The 15,726-nt window shown below is 61.8% G+C and carries 15 protein-coding genes; 13 read left to right on the top strand and 2 right to left on the bottom strand.

Going from position 1 to position 15,726, the window contains the following annotated elements; translation table 11 throughout:
- Positions 1–32: 32 nt before the first annotated feature.
- Genes FFM81_RS10990 through FFM81_RS10980 form a run of 3 tightly spaced genes read left to right on the top strand, consistent with a single transcriptional unit; the run spans position 33 to position 3,247 of the window.
- On the top strand, positions 33–1,325 hold the full coding sequence (locus FFM81_RS10990; protein ID WP_138384306.1) for an efflux RND transporter periplasmic adaptor subunit: 1,293 nt from the start codon (positions 33–35) through the stop codon (positions 1,323–1,325).
- A 13-nt stretch (positions 1,326–1,338) separates the two neighbouring features.
- A complete protein-coding gene (locus tag FFM81_RS10985) occupies positions 1,339–2,055 on the top strand; it encodes an ABC transporter ATP-binding protein (RefSeq protein ID WP_173883775.1) in 717 nt (238 codons plus the stop codon).
- Positions 2,045–3,247, top strand: a complete 1,203-nt coding sequence (locus tag FFM81_RS10980) for an ABC transporter permease (RefSeq protein ID WP_025416148.1) — start codon at positions 2,045–2,047, stop codon at positions 3,245–3,247. Before FFM81_RS10985 ends, FFM81_RS10980 begins: the two co-directional genes overlap by 11 nt.
- 354 nt (positions 3,248–3,601) lie before the next feature.
- Here the strand turns inward: FFM81_RS10980 and FFM81_RS32695 are convergent, their stop codons facing one another.
- On the bottom strand, positions 3,602–3,742 hold the full coding sequence (locus FFM81_RS32695) for a hypothetical protein (protein WP_246401082.1): 141 nt from the start codon (positions 3,740–3,742) through the stop codon (positions 3,602–3,604).
- Between FFM81_RS32695 and FFM81_RS10975 the strand changes: the two genes are divergently transcribed.
- Positions 3,683–4,240 carry a GntR family transcriptional regulator gene (locus FFM81_RS10975; RefSeq protein ID WP_246401201.1) on the top strand — a complete coding sequence of 186 codons (558 nt, stop codon included), beginning with the start codon at positions 3,683–3,685 and terminating at the stop codon, positions 4,238–4,240. The two genes, FFM81_RS32695 and FFM81_RS10975, sit on opposite strands and share 60 nt — an antisense overlap.
- A gap of 51 nt (positions 4,241–4,291) precedes the next feature.
- Here FFM81_RS10975 and FFM81_RS10970 read toward each other — a convergent pair whose 3' ends face one another.
- Complete coding sequence (locus tag FFM81_RS10970) at positions 4,292–5,104, bottom strand: ferredoxin--NADP reductase (protein WP_138384303.1); 813 nt, start codon at positions 5,102–5,104, stop codon at positions 4,292–4,294.
- Between the two features lie 360 nt (positions 5,105–5,464).
- On the opposite strand from FFM81_RS10970, the gene pcsA reads away from it, so the two are divergent.
- From pcsA to FFM81_RS10925, 9 genes are all read left to right on the top strand, one after another.
- A complete protein-coding gene (gene pcsA / locus FFM81_RS10965; protein WP_003573202.1) occupies positions 5,465–6,202 on the top strand; it encodes a phosphatidylcholine synthase in 738 nt (245 codons plus the stop codon).
- 1 nt (position 6,203) lies between these two features.
- Complete coding sequence (locus FFM81_RS10960) at positions 6,204–7,184, top strand: quinone oxidoreductase family protein (RefSeq protein WP_003573200.1); 981 nt, start codon at positions 6,204–6,206, stop codon at positions 7,182–7,184.
- Positions 7,185–7,223: 39 nt separating this feature from the next.
- Positions 7,224–8,792 carry an ABC transporter ATP-binding protein gene (locus FFM81_RS10955; protein WP_138384302.1) on the top strand — a complete coding sequence of 523 codons (1,569 nt, stop codon included), beginning with the start codon at positions 7,224–7,226 and terminating at the stop codon, positions 8,790–8,792.
- Complete coding sequence (locus tag FFM81_RS10950) at positions 8,782–9,867, top strand: ABC transporter permease (RefSeq protein WP_003573197.1); 1,086 nt, start codon at positions 8,782–8,784, stop codon at positions 9,865–9,867. The genes FFM81_RS10955 and FFM81_RS10950 overlap by 11 nt, the downstream gene beginning before the upstream one ends.
- A complete protein-coding gene (locus tag FFM81_RS10945) occupies positions 9,864–10,784 on the top strand; it encodes an ABC transporter permease (protein WP_003573196.1) in 921 nt (306 codons plus the stop codon). Before FFM81_RS10950 ends, FFM81_RS10945 begins: the two co-directional genes overlap by 4 nt.
- Positions 10,785–10,833: 49 nt before the next feature.
- A complete protein-coding gene (locus FFM81_RS10940) occupies positions 10,834–11,910 on the top strand; it encodes a BMP family ABC transporter substrate-binding protein (protein ID WP_138384301.1) in 1,077 nt (358 codons plus the stop codon).
- Between the two features lie 143 nt (positions 11,911–12,053).
- Positions 12,054–13,016 (top strand): galactofuranose ABC transporter, galactofuranose-binding protein YtfQ, encoded by a 963-nt coding sequence (gene ytfQ / locus FFM81_RS10935; protein ID WP_003573194.1) that lies wholly within the window; start codon positions 12,054–12,056, stop codon positions 13,014–13,016.
- 183 nt (positions 13,017–13,199) lie between these two features.
- Positions 13,200–14,723, top strand: a complete 1,524-nt coding sequence (gene ytfR / locus FFM81_RS10930; protein WP_138384300.1) for a galactofuranose ABC transporter, ATP-binding protein YtfR — start codon at positions 13,200–13,202, stop codon at positions 14,721–14,723.
- Positions 14,720–15,724 carry an ABC transporter permease gene (locus FFM81_RS10925; protein ID WP_128397473.1) on the top strand — a complete coding sequence of 335 codons (1,005 nt, stop codon included), beginning with the start codon at positions 14,720–14,722 and terminating at the stop codon, positions 15,722–15,724. The genes ytfR and FFM81_RS10925 overlap by 4 nt, the downstream gene beginning before the upstream one ends.
- Positions 15,725–15,726: the final 2 nt, after the last annotated feature.

The raw sequence follows: 15,726 nt of genomic DNA, 5'->3' as shown, positions 1-15,726 counted from the left end.
ACCGAGACGGCCGCTGACTGATCGAGGATGACATGAACGATACCGGAACCGGCAAGAAGACCGGGGCGCAGACAGACGGCGCATCCGACCTCGCGGCGGTCCTTGCCGCATCGCGACGGCAGGGCAAGCGCAGCCGCTGGCGTGGACGCCTGCTCGTCCTGCTGATCCTCATCGCCGCAGCAGCCGTCGCCGCCTATTTTTATATGGGCCGCGGGCAAAGCGAAGTGAGCTATGCCACCCAGCCGGTAAAGCGCGGTGGCCTGACGGTGCTCGTCACCGCCACCGGCTCGGTGCAACCGACCGAGCAGGTTGATATATCGAGCGAACTTTCCGGCACGGTCCGCGACGTCAATGTCGATTACAACAGCACGGTCAAGGCAGGCGAGGTGCTGGCTCTTCTCGACACCAACAAGCTCGAGGCGGATGTGAAGAGTTCGCGCGCCAAGCTGAATTCCGCCAAGGCGAATGTCGTCAAGGCCGATGCCGATATGCAATCGGCAGGCACCTCGCTCGAGCGGCTGAAGAGCCTGGTCAAGAGCAACGTCTCCACCCAGCAGAGCCTCGACGACGCCACCTACAAATATGATTCGGCCGTCGCCGCCAAACAGATCAACGAAGCCGAAGTGCTGGCCTCGGAGGCCGACCTGCAACTGGCCGAGGTCAATCTCGCCAAGGCGAAGATCATCTCGCCGATCGAGGGCGTCATCCTCACCCGCGCCGTCAATCCGGGCGCGACGGTCGCCGCCTCGCTTTCGGCGCCTATCCTTTTCACCATCGCCGGCGACCTGAAGAAAATGGAGCTGCAGGTCGATGTCGACGAGGCCGATGTCGGCCAGATCGCCGTCGGCCAGAAGGCGAAGTTTTCGGTCGACGCCTATCCCGACCGGACCTTTCCCGCCGAGATCGAGCAGATCCGCTTCGCCTCCGAAGTGGTCAACAATGTCGTGACCTATAAGGCGGTGCTTTCGGTCGACAATGCCGACCTTCTGCTGCGCCCCGGCATGACGGCGACGGCCGACGTCACCGTCGAGGCGGTGAAGGACACGCTGATGGTGCCGAATGCCGCACTGCGTTATGCGCCGGCACAGGGCGAAAGGCGCGGTCGCGGCATTTTCGGCATCTTCGGCCCGCCACGCCAGCGCCGCGGCAATGCAGGTCAGGCGTTGACCGGCGCCGAGCGGCGCGTCTGGGTGCTGCGCGAAGGCCGGCCCACCCCTGTCGTCATCCAGGTCGGCTCGTCCGACGGCCAGTTCACCCAGGTCGTCTCCGGCGACCTTAGGGAAAATGACGCATTGGTGACCGACGCCACGACGCGTGCGAACTAGGCGGAGAAGTGGGATGCCTAACCCGCCACTCATCGAATTCAGGCAGGTCTCGAAAATCTACGGCGAGGGCGAGGCGGCCATCCGCGCGCTCGACCATGTCGATCTGGCGATCAACACCCATGAATTCGTCGCGATCATGGGTCCATCCGGCTCCGGCAAGTCGACGGCGATGAATATCCTCGGCTGCCTCGACGTGCCGACATCAGGCGATTACGTCTTCCAGGGCATCCCGACCAGTGGCTTCGACCGCAGCCAGCTGACGCTGTTGCGCCGTCATATGCTCGGTTTCGTCTTCCAGGGCTTCAACCTTCTGTCGCGCACCTCGGCGGTGGAAAATGTCGAGCTGCCGCTGATCTATCGCGGCATGGCGGTGCGCGAGCGGCGCGAACGGGCCCGCGAAGCGCTGGCGCTCGTCGGCCTCTCCGGCCGCGAACATCACAAGACCCAGGAACTGTCAGGCGGCCAGCAGCAGCGCGTCGCCATCGCCCGCGCCATCGTCACCGAGCCGGCGCTGCTCTTGGCCGACGAGCCCACCGGCAATCTCGACACCAGGACCAGCGTCGAGATCATGGACCTGATGACGCGGCTGAATCGCGAGCAGGGTATCACCATCGTCATGGTCACGCACGAACCCGATATTGCCGCCTATGCGCAGCGGCTGTTGCGTTTTGTCGACGGCAAGCTGGAGACCGAGGTCGAGCATCGCAGGAGGGCGGATCATGTTCTTTGAGACGCTGAAGCTGGCATTGCGCGCCATCAGCCGCAACATGCTGCGCTCCTTCCTGACCGTGCTCGGCGTCGTCATCGGCGTTGCCGCCGTCATCGCCCTGGTGACGATCGGCAATGGCACCACCGCCCAGGTCTCGACCGAGCTGTCGCGGCTCGGCACCAACATGCTATTCGTTCGTCCTGGCCAGTTCGGCCCGGGCCGGGCGAGCTCCGAGGCCAAACGCTTCAGCATCAAGGATGTCGCCGCCATCCGCGACCAGATCGGCGGCCTGAGGGCCGTGGCGCCGCTCAACCAATCGACGGCAACCGTGATATCAGGCGGCCAGAACCATTCGACCAGCGTCTCCGGCACCACCAACGACTATTTCGTTGCCCAGGACTGGAACCTGGCGCTCGGCCGCATTTTCACGCCGGCCGAAGAACGCGGCCAGTCCCGCTGCATCATCGGCGAAACCGTGCGCTCGCAGCTCTTCGGCGCCGCCGATCCCACAGGCCAGCAGATCCGCGTCGGCAAGGTCTCGTGCCCCGTCATCGGCGTGCTTGCCAAGCGCGGCCAGTCCGGCATGGGCACCGACCAGGACGATGTCGTCATCATGCCGGTCAAGGTGTTCCAGCGGCGCATCAGCGGCAGCAGCAATGTGCCGCAGATCATCATCTCAGCCCGCGACGGCGTCTCGACCGCCAAGATCCAGGCCGATGTCGAAAATCTGCTGCGCGAGCGGCGCAAGATCATTCCCGGCCGACAGGACGATTTCAACGTCAACGACATGACCCAGATCGCCGAGGCAATGACCGGCACGACGACGCTGCTGACCGGCCTGCTCGGCGCGGTGGCCGCCATCAGCCTGCTCGTCGGCGGTATCGGCATCATGAACATCATGCTGGTCTCCGTCACCGAACGAACCCGGGAAATCGGCATCCGGCTGGCGATCGGCGCGCTCGAAAACCAGGTTCTCACCCAGTTCCTGGTCGAGGCGGTGGCGCTCTCGCTCTTCGGCGGCATCACCGGCATCGTGCTCGGCCTGAGCCTCGGTCTCGTGGCGGTCACCCTCTTGAAAGTCCCCTTCGTCTTCAGCCCGATGATGGTCGCCGTCGCCTTCCTCTTCTCCGCCGCAATCGGCATGATCTTCGGCTATTTCCCCGCAAGACGGGCAGCACAGTTGAACCCCATCGAGGCTCTGCGGCACGAGTGAAGCGCGATCGCAAGGGTTGATCGAGCGCAGGGCGCGGCCTGATGAAGGGGTCGACGCCGCGTGGCTCATTACGCCGGGAGTGAGTTTGGGAAGAACGCCAACCTCATTCTCCGTCCTCCTCGGCCTTGAGCCGATGATCCATGCCACTGCTGCTGGTAAATGCGGTTGGATGCGCAGCTCAAGGCCGAAGCATGACGGAAGGTGGCGCGAGTGGAAGGCGTTCTTTCGCGGCGGTTGACGCCCGTTTCTGCAATAGCATTCGCGGATTTCACGTCGATGTTATCTATTTGTCTCTATTCTGATATTTCAATGCGGACTTGTCTTCGGTTTTTGACCGTGCCACAAAGTGATATATCAGTTTAGGGTGCGGTTTTCAGCAAGCAGACTTCCCAGAGCCATCTCGCTTATCTGGCGCTCGAGCATCTGATCGTCACGCTGGCGCTGAAGCCAGGCGCGCTCGTTACCGAAAAACAGCTGATCGACATGGCGGGCCATGGGCGCACGCCGGTGCGTGAGGCGATCCAGAAGCTTGCCTGGCAGGGGCTGATCCTGGTGAAGCCGCGGGTCGGGCTGCAGGTGGCTGGGATCGCGCCCGAGGATCATGGTAATGTCATGCAGGTGCGCCGTGAGCTGGAGCCGATTGCGGCAAGCCTTGCCGCCAAACATGCGACGGATGAGCAGCGCCAGCGCCTTAACGACTGCGCCGACGCCATGGACGAATGCGCCGTCACCGGCGATCTCGCCGGCTTCTTCGCCGCCGATAAAGCCTTCGACGAAATCCTCGAAGAGGCCTGTCCCAACGGCTTCATCACCGCCGCGCTCGGTCCGGTGCAGACGCATTCTCGCCGCCTCTGGTATTCCACCGCGAACCCGGAGCGCACCGACCGCGCCATCACGCTGCACGTCGCCGTCATCCGCGCCATCCATCAGGGCAGGGCGGAAGAAGCGCGCGCCGCCATGGCGGTACTGATCGACTATCTCGCCCGCAAATAAAAGCGGCCCCGTTTCCGGAGCCGCCGTCAGATCTGGTTGTCGGAGAAAACCTCAGCCGACGAAAGCGCGCTCGATGACGAATTCGGCAGGCTTGCTATTGGCGCCTTCATTGAGGCCGGCCTTTTCGAGCAGTTCCTTGGTGTCCTTCAGCATGGCCGAGGAACCGCAGATCATGCCGCGGTCGATCGCTGGATCGAGTGGCGGTACGCCGAGATCGGTAAACAGCTTGCCCGACGAGATCAGGTCGGTGATGCGGCCGCGATATTCGAAATCCTCACGCGTGACGGTCGCATAATGGCGCAGCTTGTCACCGACCACTTCCTTCAGCAACTCGTCGTTCTCGATCTCGTTGACGAGGTCGAAGCCGTATTGCAGCTCGGCGACATCGCGGGTTGTATGGGTGAGGATGACTTCCTCGAACTTCTCATAGGTCTCGGGATCGCGGATCAGGCTGGCGAAAGGCGCAACACCCGTTCCCGTCGAGAACATATAGAGACGACGGCCCGGCGTCAGCGCGTCGAGCACCAGCGTGCCCGTCGGCTTCTTGCGCATCAGCACCTGATCGCCCGGCTTGATCGCCTGCAGATGCGAGGTCAGCGGGCCGTCCGGCACCTTGATCGAGAAGAACTCAAGCTCTTCGGCCCAGGCGGGGCTGGCGATCGAATAGGCGCGGAAGACCGGCTTGCCCTCGACCATCAGGCCGATCATCGCGAATTCGCCGGAACGGAAACGGAAACCCTGTGGCCGGGTCATCGTGAAGCGGAAGAGCCGGTCGGTGTAATGCGTCACAGCAAGCACCGTCTCGGCATAAACGCCGGCGGGGATGGACTGGGCGAAGTCTTCGGTCTTTGCAGGCGCGTTCATTTCGGTAGCGGATCCCGTATTCGTCGGATGAACTGTCGGATTGTGAGCGAGATATTACAAATCCGGCCGGAATTAAAGGCATTCCATTCCACGCGACGCTCCAGAAGGGAAATATGCATGTCATCGTCAGGATTCAATGGGGAGCAGGGGCAGGCGGGGAATGTCGTATTTCCCGCTGGCGAAGCCCGGCAAAGGATGCATATTAGAGCAGCGCGCCTGGCCGGGATACCGATTTTCGGCAAAAACGGTGCGACAACAAAGACCTACGACGTCGGAGCCTCGATTCAGGAACAGGGTCCGACGAAATGTGGCGAATAACGATGCTTGCCGGGGCGAGCGCGATAGGGCGGTCGGGGGAATATGAAGATTTTCAACTACAAGCGCGTTCCTTACGCGGAGATGCGCGCCTTCTCAGTCCATATCCTGACGGCCTCCGGCTCCTTCCTTGCCTTTCTCGGCGTCGTTGCCGCTGCCGAACACCGCTTCATCGACATGTTCTGGTGGCTGGGCCTTGCCCTGCTCGTCGACGGCATAGACGGGCCGATCGCCCGCAAGGTGCGCGTCAAGGAAGTACTGCCGAACTGGTCGGGTGATACGCTCGACAATATCATCGATTACGTCACCTATGTACTGCTGCCGGCTTTCGCGCTCTATCAGAGCGGCATGATCGGCGAGCCCTGGTCCTTCGTCGCCGCCGGCTTGATCGTCGTTTCCAGCGCCATCTACTATGCCGATATGGGCATGAAGACGGATGAGTATTTCTTCTCCGGCTTCCCCGTCGTCTGGAACATGATCGTCTTTACGCTGTTCGTTATCGATGCCAGTGCCATGACGGCGCTCGCCGTCGTCATCGTCTCGGTAGTGTTGACCTTCCTGCCGATCAATTTCCTGCATCCGGTCCGGGTCAAAAGGCTGCGCCCGCTCAACCTCGGTGTCTTTTTCCTCTGGTCGGCGCTCGGCATTTTTTCGCTGCTGATGCATTTCGACACGCCTGAATGGGCGCTCATTCTCTTCATCGTGACCGGGCTCTATCTTTACGTCATCGGCGCGGTGCTGCAATTCTTCCCCGCTCTCGGACGCGAAACAAAGGACGGTTGAGATGACGAAGACGCAGGCGGTTTCATTTTCACGGACGGGCGGGCCTGAGGTTTTCGACTATGTCGACGTCGATCTCCCCGAGCCCTCGACCGGTGAGGTGCAGATCCGCCAGGCGGCGGTGGGCCTCAATTTCATCGATGTCTATTTCCGCAACGGCTCCTACAAGGTGCCACATCTGCCGTTCGTCACCGGCAAGGAGGGGGCCGGCACCGTCACGGCGGTCGGTCCCGGTGTTACGGATTTCAAGCTCGGCGATCGCGTGGCCTATGCCAGCGCCGACGGCGCCTATAGCGCTGAGCGCAATATCGACGTCCGCCATCTCGTGCATGTGCCTGATGGCATCGAACTCGAAACGGCGGCGGCGATGATGCTGAAGGGCATGACCGCCGAGTATCTCTTGAACCGCACCTTCAAGGTCGGCCCTGAAACGGTCTTGTTGTTTCATGCCGCTGCCGGCGGCGTCGGACTGATCGCCGGCCAATGGGCAAAGGCGCTCGGCGCCACCGTCATCGGCACGGCGGGTTCCGAGGAGAAGATCGAGTTGGCGCGCGCCCATGGCTATGACCATGTGATCAATTACAAGAGCGATGATTTCGCGAAGCGTGTCCGCGAGATAACCGGCGGCAAGGGTGTCGATGTCGTCTATGATTCGATCGGCCGCGATACTTTTCCACAGTCGCTCGATTGCCTGAAGCCGCGCGGCCTCTTCGCCTCCTTCGGCCAGTCCTCGGGGCCGATCGAGAATTTCACCCTTGCCATGCTGGCGCAGAAGGGCTCGCTCTATGCGACGCGGCCGACACTCTTCACTTACATCGCCGCGCGCCAGGAACTGATCGACAGTGCCAAAGCGCTATTTGATGTTGTGCAAAGCAACAAAGTGCGTATCAATATCAATCAAACCTATCCGTTACGTGAGGTTGGGCGGGCTCACGCGGATCTGGAAACAAGAAAAACAACAGGAACGACGCTGCTGATTCCATGAGATCCGAACGGACCGGTTGGCAGAAGAAATGAGGGGAACGTGTCGCCATTGAATGTGCCGGATTCCGGTGCGTTATTATCCGTGCAGAAGCTGACGAAGTTTTTCGGTGGCTTTGCCGCCTGCAATGAAATCGATCTCGATATCGCGCCGGGCGAAATTCACGCGCTTCTCGGCGAAAATGGCGCAGGCAAATCCACCCTGGTGAAGATGCTGTTCGGCGTGCTGGAGCCGACGGCCGGACATATCCTCTGGCAGGGCGAGCCTGTTGCGATCACCTCGCCGGGTGAAGCCCGCAAGCACGGCATCGGCATGGTCTTCCAGCATTTTTCGCTGTTCGAGGCGCTGACGGTTGCCGAAAACATCGCGCTGTCGCTCGATCACGCCGTCCCGATCGACAGGATCGCCGAAGAGGCGAGGACGCTGTCGCAAGCCTACGGCCTGCCGCTCGATCCGCATGCCCATGTCGCCGATCTCTCGGTCGGCGAGCGCCAGCGCATCGAGATCGTCCGGGCGCTGCTGCAGAACCCGAAGCTGATCATTCTCGACGAGCCGACCTCGGTGCTGACGCCGCAGGAGGCCGACAGGCTGTTCGAGACGCTGTTCAAGCTGCGCGCCGAGGGCCGTTCGGTTCTCTATATCAGCCACCGCCTGGAAGAGGTGCAGCGCATCTGCGATCGCGCCACGGTGCTGCGCCATGGCCGCGTCACCGGCGCCTGCGATCCGAAGCAGGAAACGCCCGCCTCGCTTGCCCGCATGATGGTCGGCAGTGAGGTGGCGGCCGTCACCCATCCCGAACGCAGCAACAAAGGCGAGGTGCAGCTGGCCGTTGCCAACCTTTCCGTCGCCGCGCGCACACCTTTCGCCATGCCGCTGCGCGATGTCTCGATGACGGTGCGTGCAGGTGAAATCCTGGCGATTGCCGGCGTTGCCGGCAACGGCCAGAGCGAACTTTTCGATGCGCTCTCCGGTGAATATCCGGTCGCCTCGGCCCATGCGATCGTCATCCGCAACAGGCCCGTGGGGGATCGGGGCATTACCGCCCGCCGCCTGCTCGGCGCCGGCTTCGTGCCGGAGGAGCGGCACGGCCATGCCGCCGTCTCCGCCATGAAACTGTCGGACAATCTGGTGCTGGCCCGCAGCCAGTCGGATCGCAAGGCATTTCTCGGTCTGCTCGGCATCATCCGCCACGGCGCGGTGAAATCCGCCGCGCGGCGGATTTCCGAAGCGATGGATGTCCGCAAAAGCGGTGATGATCCGGCGGCCGGCTCCTTGTCCGGCGGCAATCTGCAGAAATTCATCGTCGGCCGCGAGCTCGACCGCCAGCCGGCCGTCCTCGTCGTTAACCAGCCGACCTGGGGTGTGGATGCCGGGGCTGCAAGCCGCATCCGCCAGGCTCTCGTCGATCTTGCCAGAAATGGTTCGGCCGTCGTCGTCATAAGCCAGGATCTCGATGAGATATTCGAAGTGGCGACCGATATTGCCGTCATCTCCGAAGGCCGCCTTTCCAGCCCGTTCCCGGCGGGCGAACTGACGCGTGAAAAGATCGGCCTGCTGATGGGCGGCCTGCATCAGAGCAGCCCCGGTGCGGAGGCAGCGCATGCGCATTGAACTGGAAAAACGCCCCGACGTCTCGAAGCTCTACGCTTTCGTCTCGCCGCTCCTGGCTCTTGTCCTGACGCTCGCCTTCGGCGCCATCATGTTCGCCATGCTGGGCAAGGACCCGGTCGAAGCACTGGACGCCTTCTTCGTCGAGCCGCTGCTCGAGGTCTGGTCACTGCATGAGTTGGCGATCAAGGCCGCACCGCTGATCCTGATCGCCGTCGGTCTCGCCGTCTGTTATCGCTCGAACAACTGGAATATCGGCGCCGAAGGCCAGTTCACCATCGGCGCCATCACCGGCTCCTATCTGCCGATCGTCTTCTACGACTGGCATTCGCCGCTGGTGCTGCCGCTGATGCTGATATCAGGCGCGCTCGGCGGCGCGCTGTTTGCGGCTATTCCGGCGCTTTTGAAGGCGCATTTCAACACCAACGAGATCCTGACATCGCTCATGCTGGTCTATATTGCCCAGCTCTTCCTCGACTGGCTGATCCGCGGCGCCTGGCGCGATCCGAAAGGCTTCAACTTCCCGGTCTCGCGCGATTTCGCTCCGGAAGCGGTGCTGCCGGCGATCTGGGAAGAATCGGGCCGCGCCCATTGGGCCTTCATCTTTGCAATTGTGGCGGCCATCGCCGTCTGGTTCATGCTGCGTTATACGCTGAAGGGCTTCGAGATCGTCGTGCTCGGCCAATCCGAGCGGGCAGGGCGCTTTGCCGGTTTCTCCTCCAGGAAGATGATCTGGTTCAGCTTCCTGTTCTCAGGCGCTCTTGCTGGCCTTGCCGGCATCAGTGAGGTCTCAGGCTCGATTGGCCACCTGCAACCGGCGATCTCGCCAGGCTACGGTTTTACCGCCATCATCGTCGCCTTTCTCGGCCGCCTCAATCCGCTCGGCATCATTGCCTCGGGCCTGGTGCTGGCGCTCACCTATCTCGGCGGCGAGGCGGCACAGCTGTCGCTCGGCGTCTCCGACAAGGTCACCCGCGTCTTCCAGGGCCTGCTGCTCTTCTTCGTGCTCTCCTGCGATACACTGATCTATTACAAAATCCGCATCGTCTGGTCGCGGCTAAGGGGCGGGGCGGCATGAGCATCTTCGAAGCCATTCTGCTGACTGTCATCACCGCCTCGACGCCGCTCGTCATCGCCGCCCTCGGCGAGCTGGTGGCCGAGCGCTCGGGCGTTCTGAACCTTGGTGTCGAAGGCATGATGATCATGGGCGCGGTCGCCGCCTTTGCCGGCGCCCAGCTGTCGGGCTCGCCCTACGTCGGCATCGTCTGCGGCATTGCGGCAGGCGCGCTTTTCTCGCTGCTGTTTGCCTTCCTGACGCTGACGCTGGTGGCGAACCAGGTGGCGACCGGGCTGGCGCTCACCCTTCTTGGCCTTGGTGTGTCCGGCATGCTCGGCGAAGCCTATGTCAGCGTGCCCGGCATCCGGCTGGAAGAGATCGTCATTCCCATACTGTCGGATATTCCGCTCATCGGCCATGTGCTCTTCAGGCAGGATCTGATCTTCTATCTCTCGATTGCGCTGGTGATCGGCGTCAGCTGGTTCCTGTTCCGCAGCCGCACCGGCTTGAAGCTGAGAGCGATCGGCGACAGTCACGGCTCGGCCCATGCCCTCGGCATTGACGTCATCCGCACGCGATACCTCGCGGTGATGTTCGGCGGCGCCTGTGCCGGTCTTGCCGGCGCGCAGCTGTCGCTTGTTTATACGCCGCAGTGGGCGGAGAACATGTCGGCCGGCCGCGGCTGGATCACGCTGGCGCTTGTCGTTTTCGCCTCCTGGCGGCCGTGGCGGGTCTTTGCAGGCGGTTATCTCTTCGGTGCGGTCACCATTCTGCAGCTGCACGCGCAGGCCTTCGGCCTCGGCATTCCCTCGCAGTTCCTTTCGATGCTGCCCTATGCCGCGACTATTGTGGTTCTCATCATCATTTCTCATAATCGGCGCACGACGTTGATCAACACGCCCGCATCGCTCGGAAAAGCCTTCGTACCGGAGCGATAAAGCAACAACAACAGACGGGTTTCCCGACTTCAAACCAACAGGGGTTACTATGAAGAAGTTAGCACTCACACTCGCCGCCTCGGCTGCCGCCGTGATCAGCATCTCGTCTGCCGCACAGGCCGCCGACAAGACGAAGGTCTGCTTCGTCTATGTCGGTTCGCACACCGACGGCGGGTATTCGCAGGCCCACGATCTCGGCCGCCAGCAGGTCCAGGCGGAATTCGGCGACAAGATCGATACGCCTTACCTCGAAAACGTGCCTGAGGGACCGGATGCCGAGCGCGCCATCGAACGTCTTGCCCGTTCCGGCTGCAAGCTGATCTTCACCACGTCCTTCGGCTTCATGGATGCGACCGTCAAGGTCGCCGCCAAGTTCCCGGATGTGAAGTTCGAGCACGGCACCGGTTACAAGGCCGGTCCCAATCTCGCCACCTACAATTCGCGCTTCTATGAAGGCCGTTACATCCTCGGCCAGATTGCTGCGAAGACCTCGAAGAACCACGGCGCCGCCTACATCGCCTCCTTCCCGATTCCGGAAGTGGTGATGGGCATCAACTCCTTCGAGCAGGGCGCCAAGTCGGTTGATCCGAGCTTCAAGCTCAAGGTCATCTGGGTCAACACATGGTTCGACCCCGGCAAGGAAGCCGATGCCGCCAAGGCGATGGTCGACCAGGGTGTCGACGTCTTGACGCAGCACACCGATACGACGGCGCCGATGCAGGTTGCCGAAGAACGCGGCATCCATGCTTTCGGCCAGGCGTCCGACATGATTGCGGCCGGCCCGAAGGCGCAGCTGACGGCAATCGTCGACACCTGGGGAACCTACTACTCCAAGCGCGTGCACGCGCTGCTCGACGGCACCTGGAAGTCCGAGCAGAGCTGGGACGGCCTGAAGGACGGCATCCTGAAGATGGCGCCCTACACCAACATGCCTGACGACGTGAAGAAGATGGCCGAGGAAACCGAAGCCAAGATCAAGTCGGGCGAGTTGCATCCCTTCACCGGCCCGATCAACAAGCAGGACGGCACGCCCTGGCTGAAGGCCGGCGAGAAGGCCGATGACGGCACGCTGCTCGGCATGAATTTCTATGTCGAAGGCGTCGACGACAAGCTGCCGGCACAATAAGCCCTCCTCAATTCGCAGTTGCGAAGGGCGCCCCTCTGTGGGCGCCTTTTTTTGCTGCAGTGCATCCCAAGATTCCGATTTACAAAAGTAATACTATATGATTTTTTGACCCTGCGCCGCGAGATGCGGCTTGGGAGGAAATCATGAAATTGAAGACTGCACTTTTGAGTGCCACGATTCTTGCTGCCTGCATGTTCGGTTCGGCTTCGGCCGGTGGCTTGACTGTCGGCTTCTCGCAGATCGGCTCGGAATCGGGCTGGCGTGCGGCTGAAACGACCGTCACCAAGGAACAGGCCAAGAAGCGTGGCATCGATCTGAAGTTTGCCGATGCGCAGCAGAAGCAGGAAAATCAGATCAAGGCTCTGCGCTCCTTCATTGCTCAGGGCGTCGACGCCATTCTCATTGCGCCGGTCGTTGAAACCGGCTGGGACGACGTTCTCAAGGAAGCCAAGGAAGCCAAGATTCCGGTTATCCTTCTCGACCGCACCATCAAGGCTCCGGACGATCTCTATCTGACGGCTGTCACTTCGGACCTGACACACGAAGGCAAGGTCGCCGGCGACTTCCTGGTCAAGACCGTCGGTGACAAGAAGTGCAACGTCGTCGAGTTGCAGGGCACCACCGGTTCTTCGCCGGCCATCGCCCGCAAGAAGGGCTTCGAAGAGGCTCTCGCCGGTCATGACAACCTCAAGATCGTTCGCAGCCAGACCGGTGACTTCACCCGCACCAAGGGCAAGGAAGTCATGGAAAGCTTCCTGAAGGCCGAGAATGGCGGCAAGGATATCTGCGCTCTCTACGCCCATAACGACGACATGGCCGTCGGCGCCATCCAGGCGATCAAGGAAGCCGGCCTGAAGCCCGGCAAGGATATCCTCGTCGTCTCGATCGACGCCGTGCCCGATATCTTCAAGGCCATGTCCGAAGGCGAGTCCAACGCCACGGTCGAGCTGACGCCGAACATGGCAGGTCCGGCCTTCGATGCCCTCGATGCCTACCTGAAGGACAAGAAGGCGCCGGCGAAGTGGATCCAGACCGAATCCAAGCTCTACACGCCTGCCGACGAGCCGATGAAGGTCTACGAAGAGAAGAAGGGTCAGGGCTACTGATCTGATGTGACGCTGCTGCAATCCCTGAATCGGGATCGATTGAGGGAGACATGATGCAGCATTCAAGCGCTGTAGAACCGCACCGGCCCATCATGGACCGGTGCGGAACTGCCTTGCCGCCTTGGGACGTCATGTCCGGCCGCGGCGCGGCTTTTGCCGTCAATATCAGGAAAACAGAGCCCTATGATTCACGATTTCGAGAATGTTCTCGCGGCTTCCGGAATATCGAAATTCTTTCCCGGCGCAGTGGCGTTGGACAAGGTCGATTTCACGCTGCGCAAGGGCGAAGTGCATGCGCTGCTCGGTGAAAACGGCGCCGGCAAATCGACGCTGATCAAATGCATCACCGGCGCCTATCATCGTGACGAGGGCAGCCTGACGCTCGATGGCCATGAAATCAATCCAGCCAATACGCTCGCCGCCCAGAAGCTCGGCATCGGCACCGTCTACCAGGAGGTCAACCTCCTTGCCAATCTGAGTGTCGCCGAAAACCTCTTTCTCGGACGCCAGCCAAGGCGTTTCGGCATGACCGACGTCAGGGCGATGAACCGCAGGGCGCGCGAATTGCTCACCGGCTACGGCATCGATATCGACGTCACCGCCGAGCTTGGCCGTTTCTCTGTCGCCGTCCAGCAGGTCGTCGCCATCGCCCGCGCCGTCGATCTTTCCGGTAAGGTGCTGATATTGGACGAGCCGACGGCAAGCCTCGACAATCAGGAAGTCGCGTTGCTCTTCCGCATCATCGAGGACCTGAAGAAGCGCGGTCTGGGCATCGTCTTCATCACCCATTTTCTCGAGCAGGTCTATGCCATCAGCGACCGCATCACCGTGCTGCGCAACGGCAAGCTCGTCGGCACCCGCGACGCCGCCGATCTGCCGCGCCAAGGCCTGATCGCCATGATGCTCGGCCGGGAACTCGCGCACGTCGAGGAGACTGTGCGCGAGCATAGCCTTGCCGCCGGTGAGGTCCGGTACCGCTTCGCAGGCTACGGCAAACGCGGCAAGGTCAAGCCCTTCGATCTCGATGTACGCGCCGGCGAGGTGGTCGGCATTGCCGGACTGCTCGGCTCCGGCCGTACCGAAACTGCCGAACTGCTCTTCGGCGTCGAACATGCCGACAGCGGCAGCGCCACGATCGACGGCCAGCCGGTGACGCTGTCCAGCCCGCGCGCCGCAATCGAAAAGGGTTTCGGCTTCTGCCCCGAGGACCGCAAGACCGACGGCATCGTCGGTGACCTGTCGATCAGGGAGAACATCGCGCTTGCGCTGCAGGCCCGCCGCGGCTGGACGCGGCCGCTGTCGCGCGCCGAGCAGAATGCGCTTGCCGACCGCTACATCAAGGCGCTCGATATCCGCACCACCGATCGCGAAAAACCGATCCGGCTGCTCTCCGGCGGTAACCAGCAGAAGGCGATCCTTGCCCGCTGGCTGGCCACCAATCCCAAGTTTCTCATCCTCGACGAGCCGACCCGTGGCATCGATGTCGGCGCTCATGCCGAAATCATCCGGCTCATCGAACAGCTCTGCGCCGAAGGCATGTCATTGATCGTAATTTCATCGGAACTTGAAGAGCTTGTCGCCTATAGCTCACGTGTTATCGTGCTTCGCGACAGGCAGCATATCGCCGAATTGACGGGCGAACGTATCACCGCCGCCGGCATCGTCGATGCCATTGCCGCCGCCGAGCACAAGAGGGAGGAAGCATGAAGTCCTCCCGGAATGCGCTGGCCTATCGCCTGGCGCCGCAATTGATCGCGCTGGTTGTCATTCTTTTGTTGAATTTCATAACGTCGCCGCAGTTTTTTAATGTCGTGGTTCAAAACGGGCGCCTCTATGGCAGCCTCATCGACGTGCTGAATCGCGGCGCGCCGGTGGCGCTGCTGGCGATCGGCATGACGCTGGTGATTGCCACCAAGGGTATCGACCTGTCCGTCGGGGCGGTCGTCGCCATCTGCGGCGCCGTCGCTGCATCGTCGATTGTTTCGGGAAATTCAGTGGCCTACACGATTTTCCTGACATTGGTGATCGGTATCGCCTGCGGCGTCTGGAACGGTTTCCTGGTGGCCGTGCTCAATATCCAGCCGATCATCGCCACGCTGGTGCTGATGGTCGCTGGCCGCGGCATCGCCCAGCTGATCACCGAGGGCGCCATCCTGACCTTCAACGATGATGGGCTGACCTTCTTCGGCAGCGGTTCCATGGCCTTGCTGCCGATGCCTGTGGTCATCTGGTTTCTCGTCGGCCTGCTCGTCATGCTGCTCGTGCGCCGCACCGCACTCGGCATGCTGATCGAGGCCGTCGGCATCAATCGCCGCGCCAGCACGCTGTCCGGCATCCGAACGCCGGTGCTGCTGATGGCCGTCTATATGCTGAGCGGGCTCTGTGCCTCGATCGCTGGCATCATCGTCGCCGCCGACATCAAGGGCGCCGATGCCAACAATGCCGGCCTCTGGCTCGAACTCGACGCCATCCTCGCCGTCGTCGTCGGTGGCAATTCGCTGCTCGGCGGACGCTTCAGCATTGTCGGATCGCTGATCGGCGCGATGATCATCCAGGCGGTGAATACCGGCATCCTGTCTTCCGGCTTCCCGCCTGAGTTCAACCTGATCATCAAGGCGGTCATCATTATCGTCATCCTCGTCATCCAGTCGCCGGCGGTGCAATCGCTCGCCATCTTCGCCAGCCGCCGGCAGAGCGGAAGGGAGTAGCC

It is taken from the genome of Rhizobium hidalgonense (genome assembly GCF_005862185.2).
Classification (GTDB): Bacteria; Pseudomonadota; Alphaproteobacteria; order Rhizobiales; family Rhizobiaceae; genus Rhizobium; species Rhizobium hidalgonense.
The sequence above is the reverse complement of the archived record's forward strand: the minus strand, read 5'-3'. Positions and strand labels throughout refer to the sequence as shown.

Excerpts from the sequence above, each read along its gene's own strand:
- FFM81_RS10945 (WP_003573196.1), top strand. The coding sequence starts at position 9,864 with ATGAGCATCTTCGAAGCCATTCTGCTGACTGTCATCACCGCCTCGACG.
- ytfQ (WP_003573194.1), top strand. The coding sequence starts at position 12,054 with ATGAAATTGAAGACTGCACTTTTGAGTGCCACGATTCTTGCTGCCTGC.
- FFM81_RS10990 (WP_138384306.1), top strand. The coding sequence starts at position 33 with ATGAACGATACCGGAACCGGCAAGAAGACCGGGGCGCAGACAGACGGC.
- pcsA (WP_003573202.1), top strand. The coding sequence starts at position 5,465 with ATGAAGATTTTCAACTACAAGCGCGTTCCTTACGCGGAGATGCGCGCC.
- FFM81_RS10940 (WP_138384301.1), top strand. The coding sequence starts at position 10,834 with ATGAAGAAGTTAGCACTCACACTCGCCGCCTCGGCTGCCGCCGTGATC.
- FFM81_RS10960 (WP_003573200.1), top strand. The coding sequence starts at position 6,204 with ATGACGAAGACGCAGGCGGTTTCATTTTCACGGACGGGCGGGCCTGAG.
- FFM81_RS10985 (WP_173883775.1), top strand. The coding sequence starts at position 1,339 with ATGCCTAACCCGCCACTCATCGAATTCAGGCAGGTCTCGAAAATCTAC.
- FFM81_RS10950 (WP_003573197.1), top strand. The coding sequence starts at position 8,782 with ATGCGCATTGAACTGGAAAAACGCCCCGACGTCTCGAAGCTCTACGCT.
- FFM81_RS10925 (WP_128397473.1), top strand. The coding sequence starts at position 14,720 with ATGAAGTCCTCCCGGAATGCGCTGGCCTATCGCCTGGCGCCGCAATTG.
- FFM81_RS10980 (WP_025416148.1), top strand. The coding sequence starts at position 2,045 with ATGTTCTTTGAGACGCTGAAGCTGGCATTGCGCGCCATCAGCCGCAAC.
- FFM81_RS10970 (WP_138384303.1), bottom strand. The coding sequence starts at position 5,104 with ATGAACGCGCCTGCAAAGACCGAAGACTTCGCCCAGTCCATCCCCGCC.
- ytfR (WP_138384300.1), top strand. The coding sequence starts at position 13,200 with ATGATTCACGATTTCGAGAATGTTCTCGCGGCTTCCGGAATATCGAAA.
- FFM81_RS32695 (WP_246401082.1), bottom strand. The coding sequence starts at position 3,742 with ATGGCCCGCCATGTCGATCAGCTGTTTTTCGGTAACGAGCGCGCCTGG.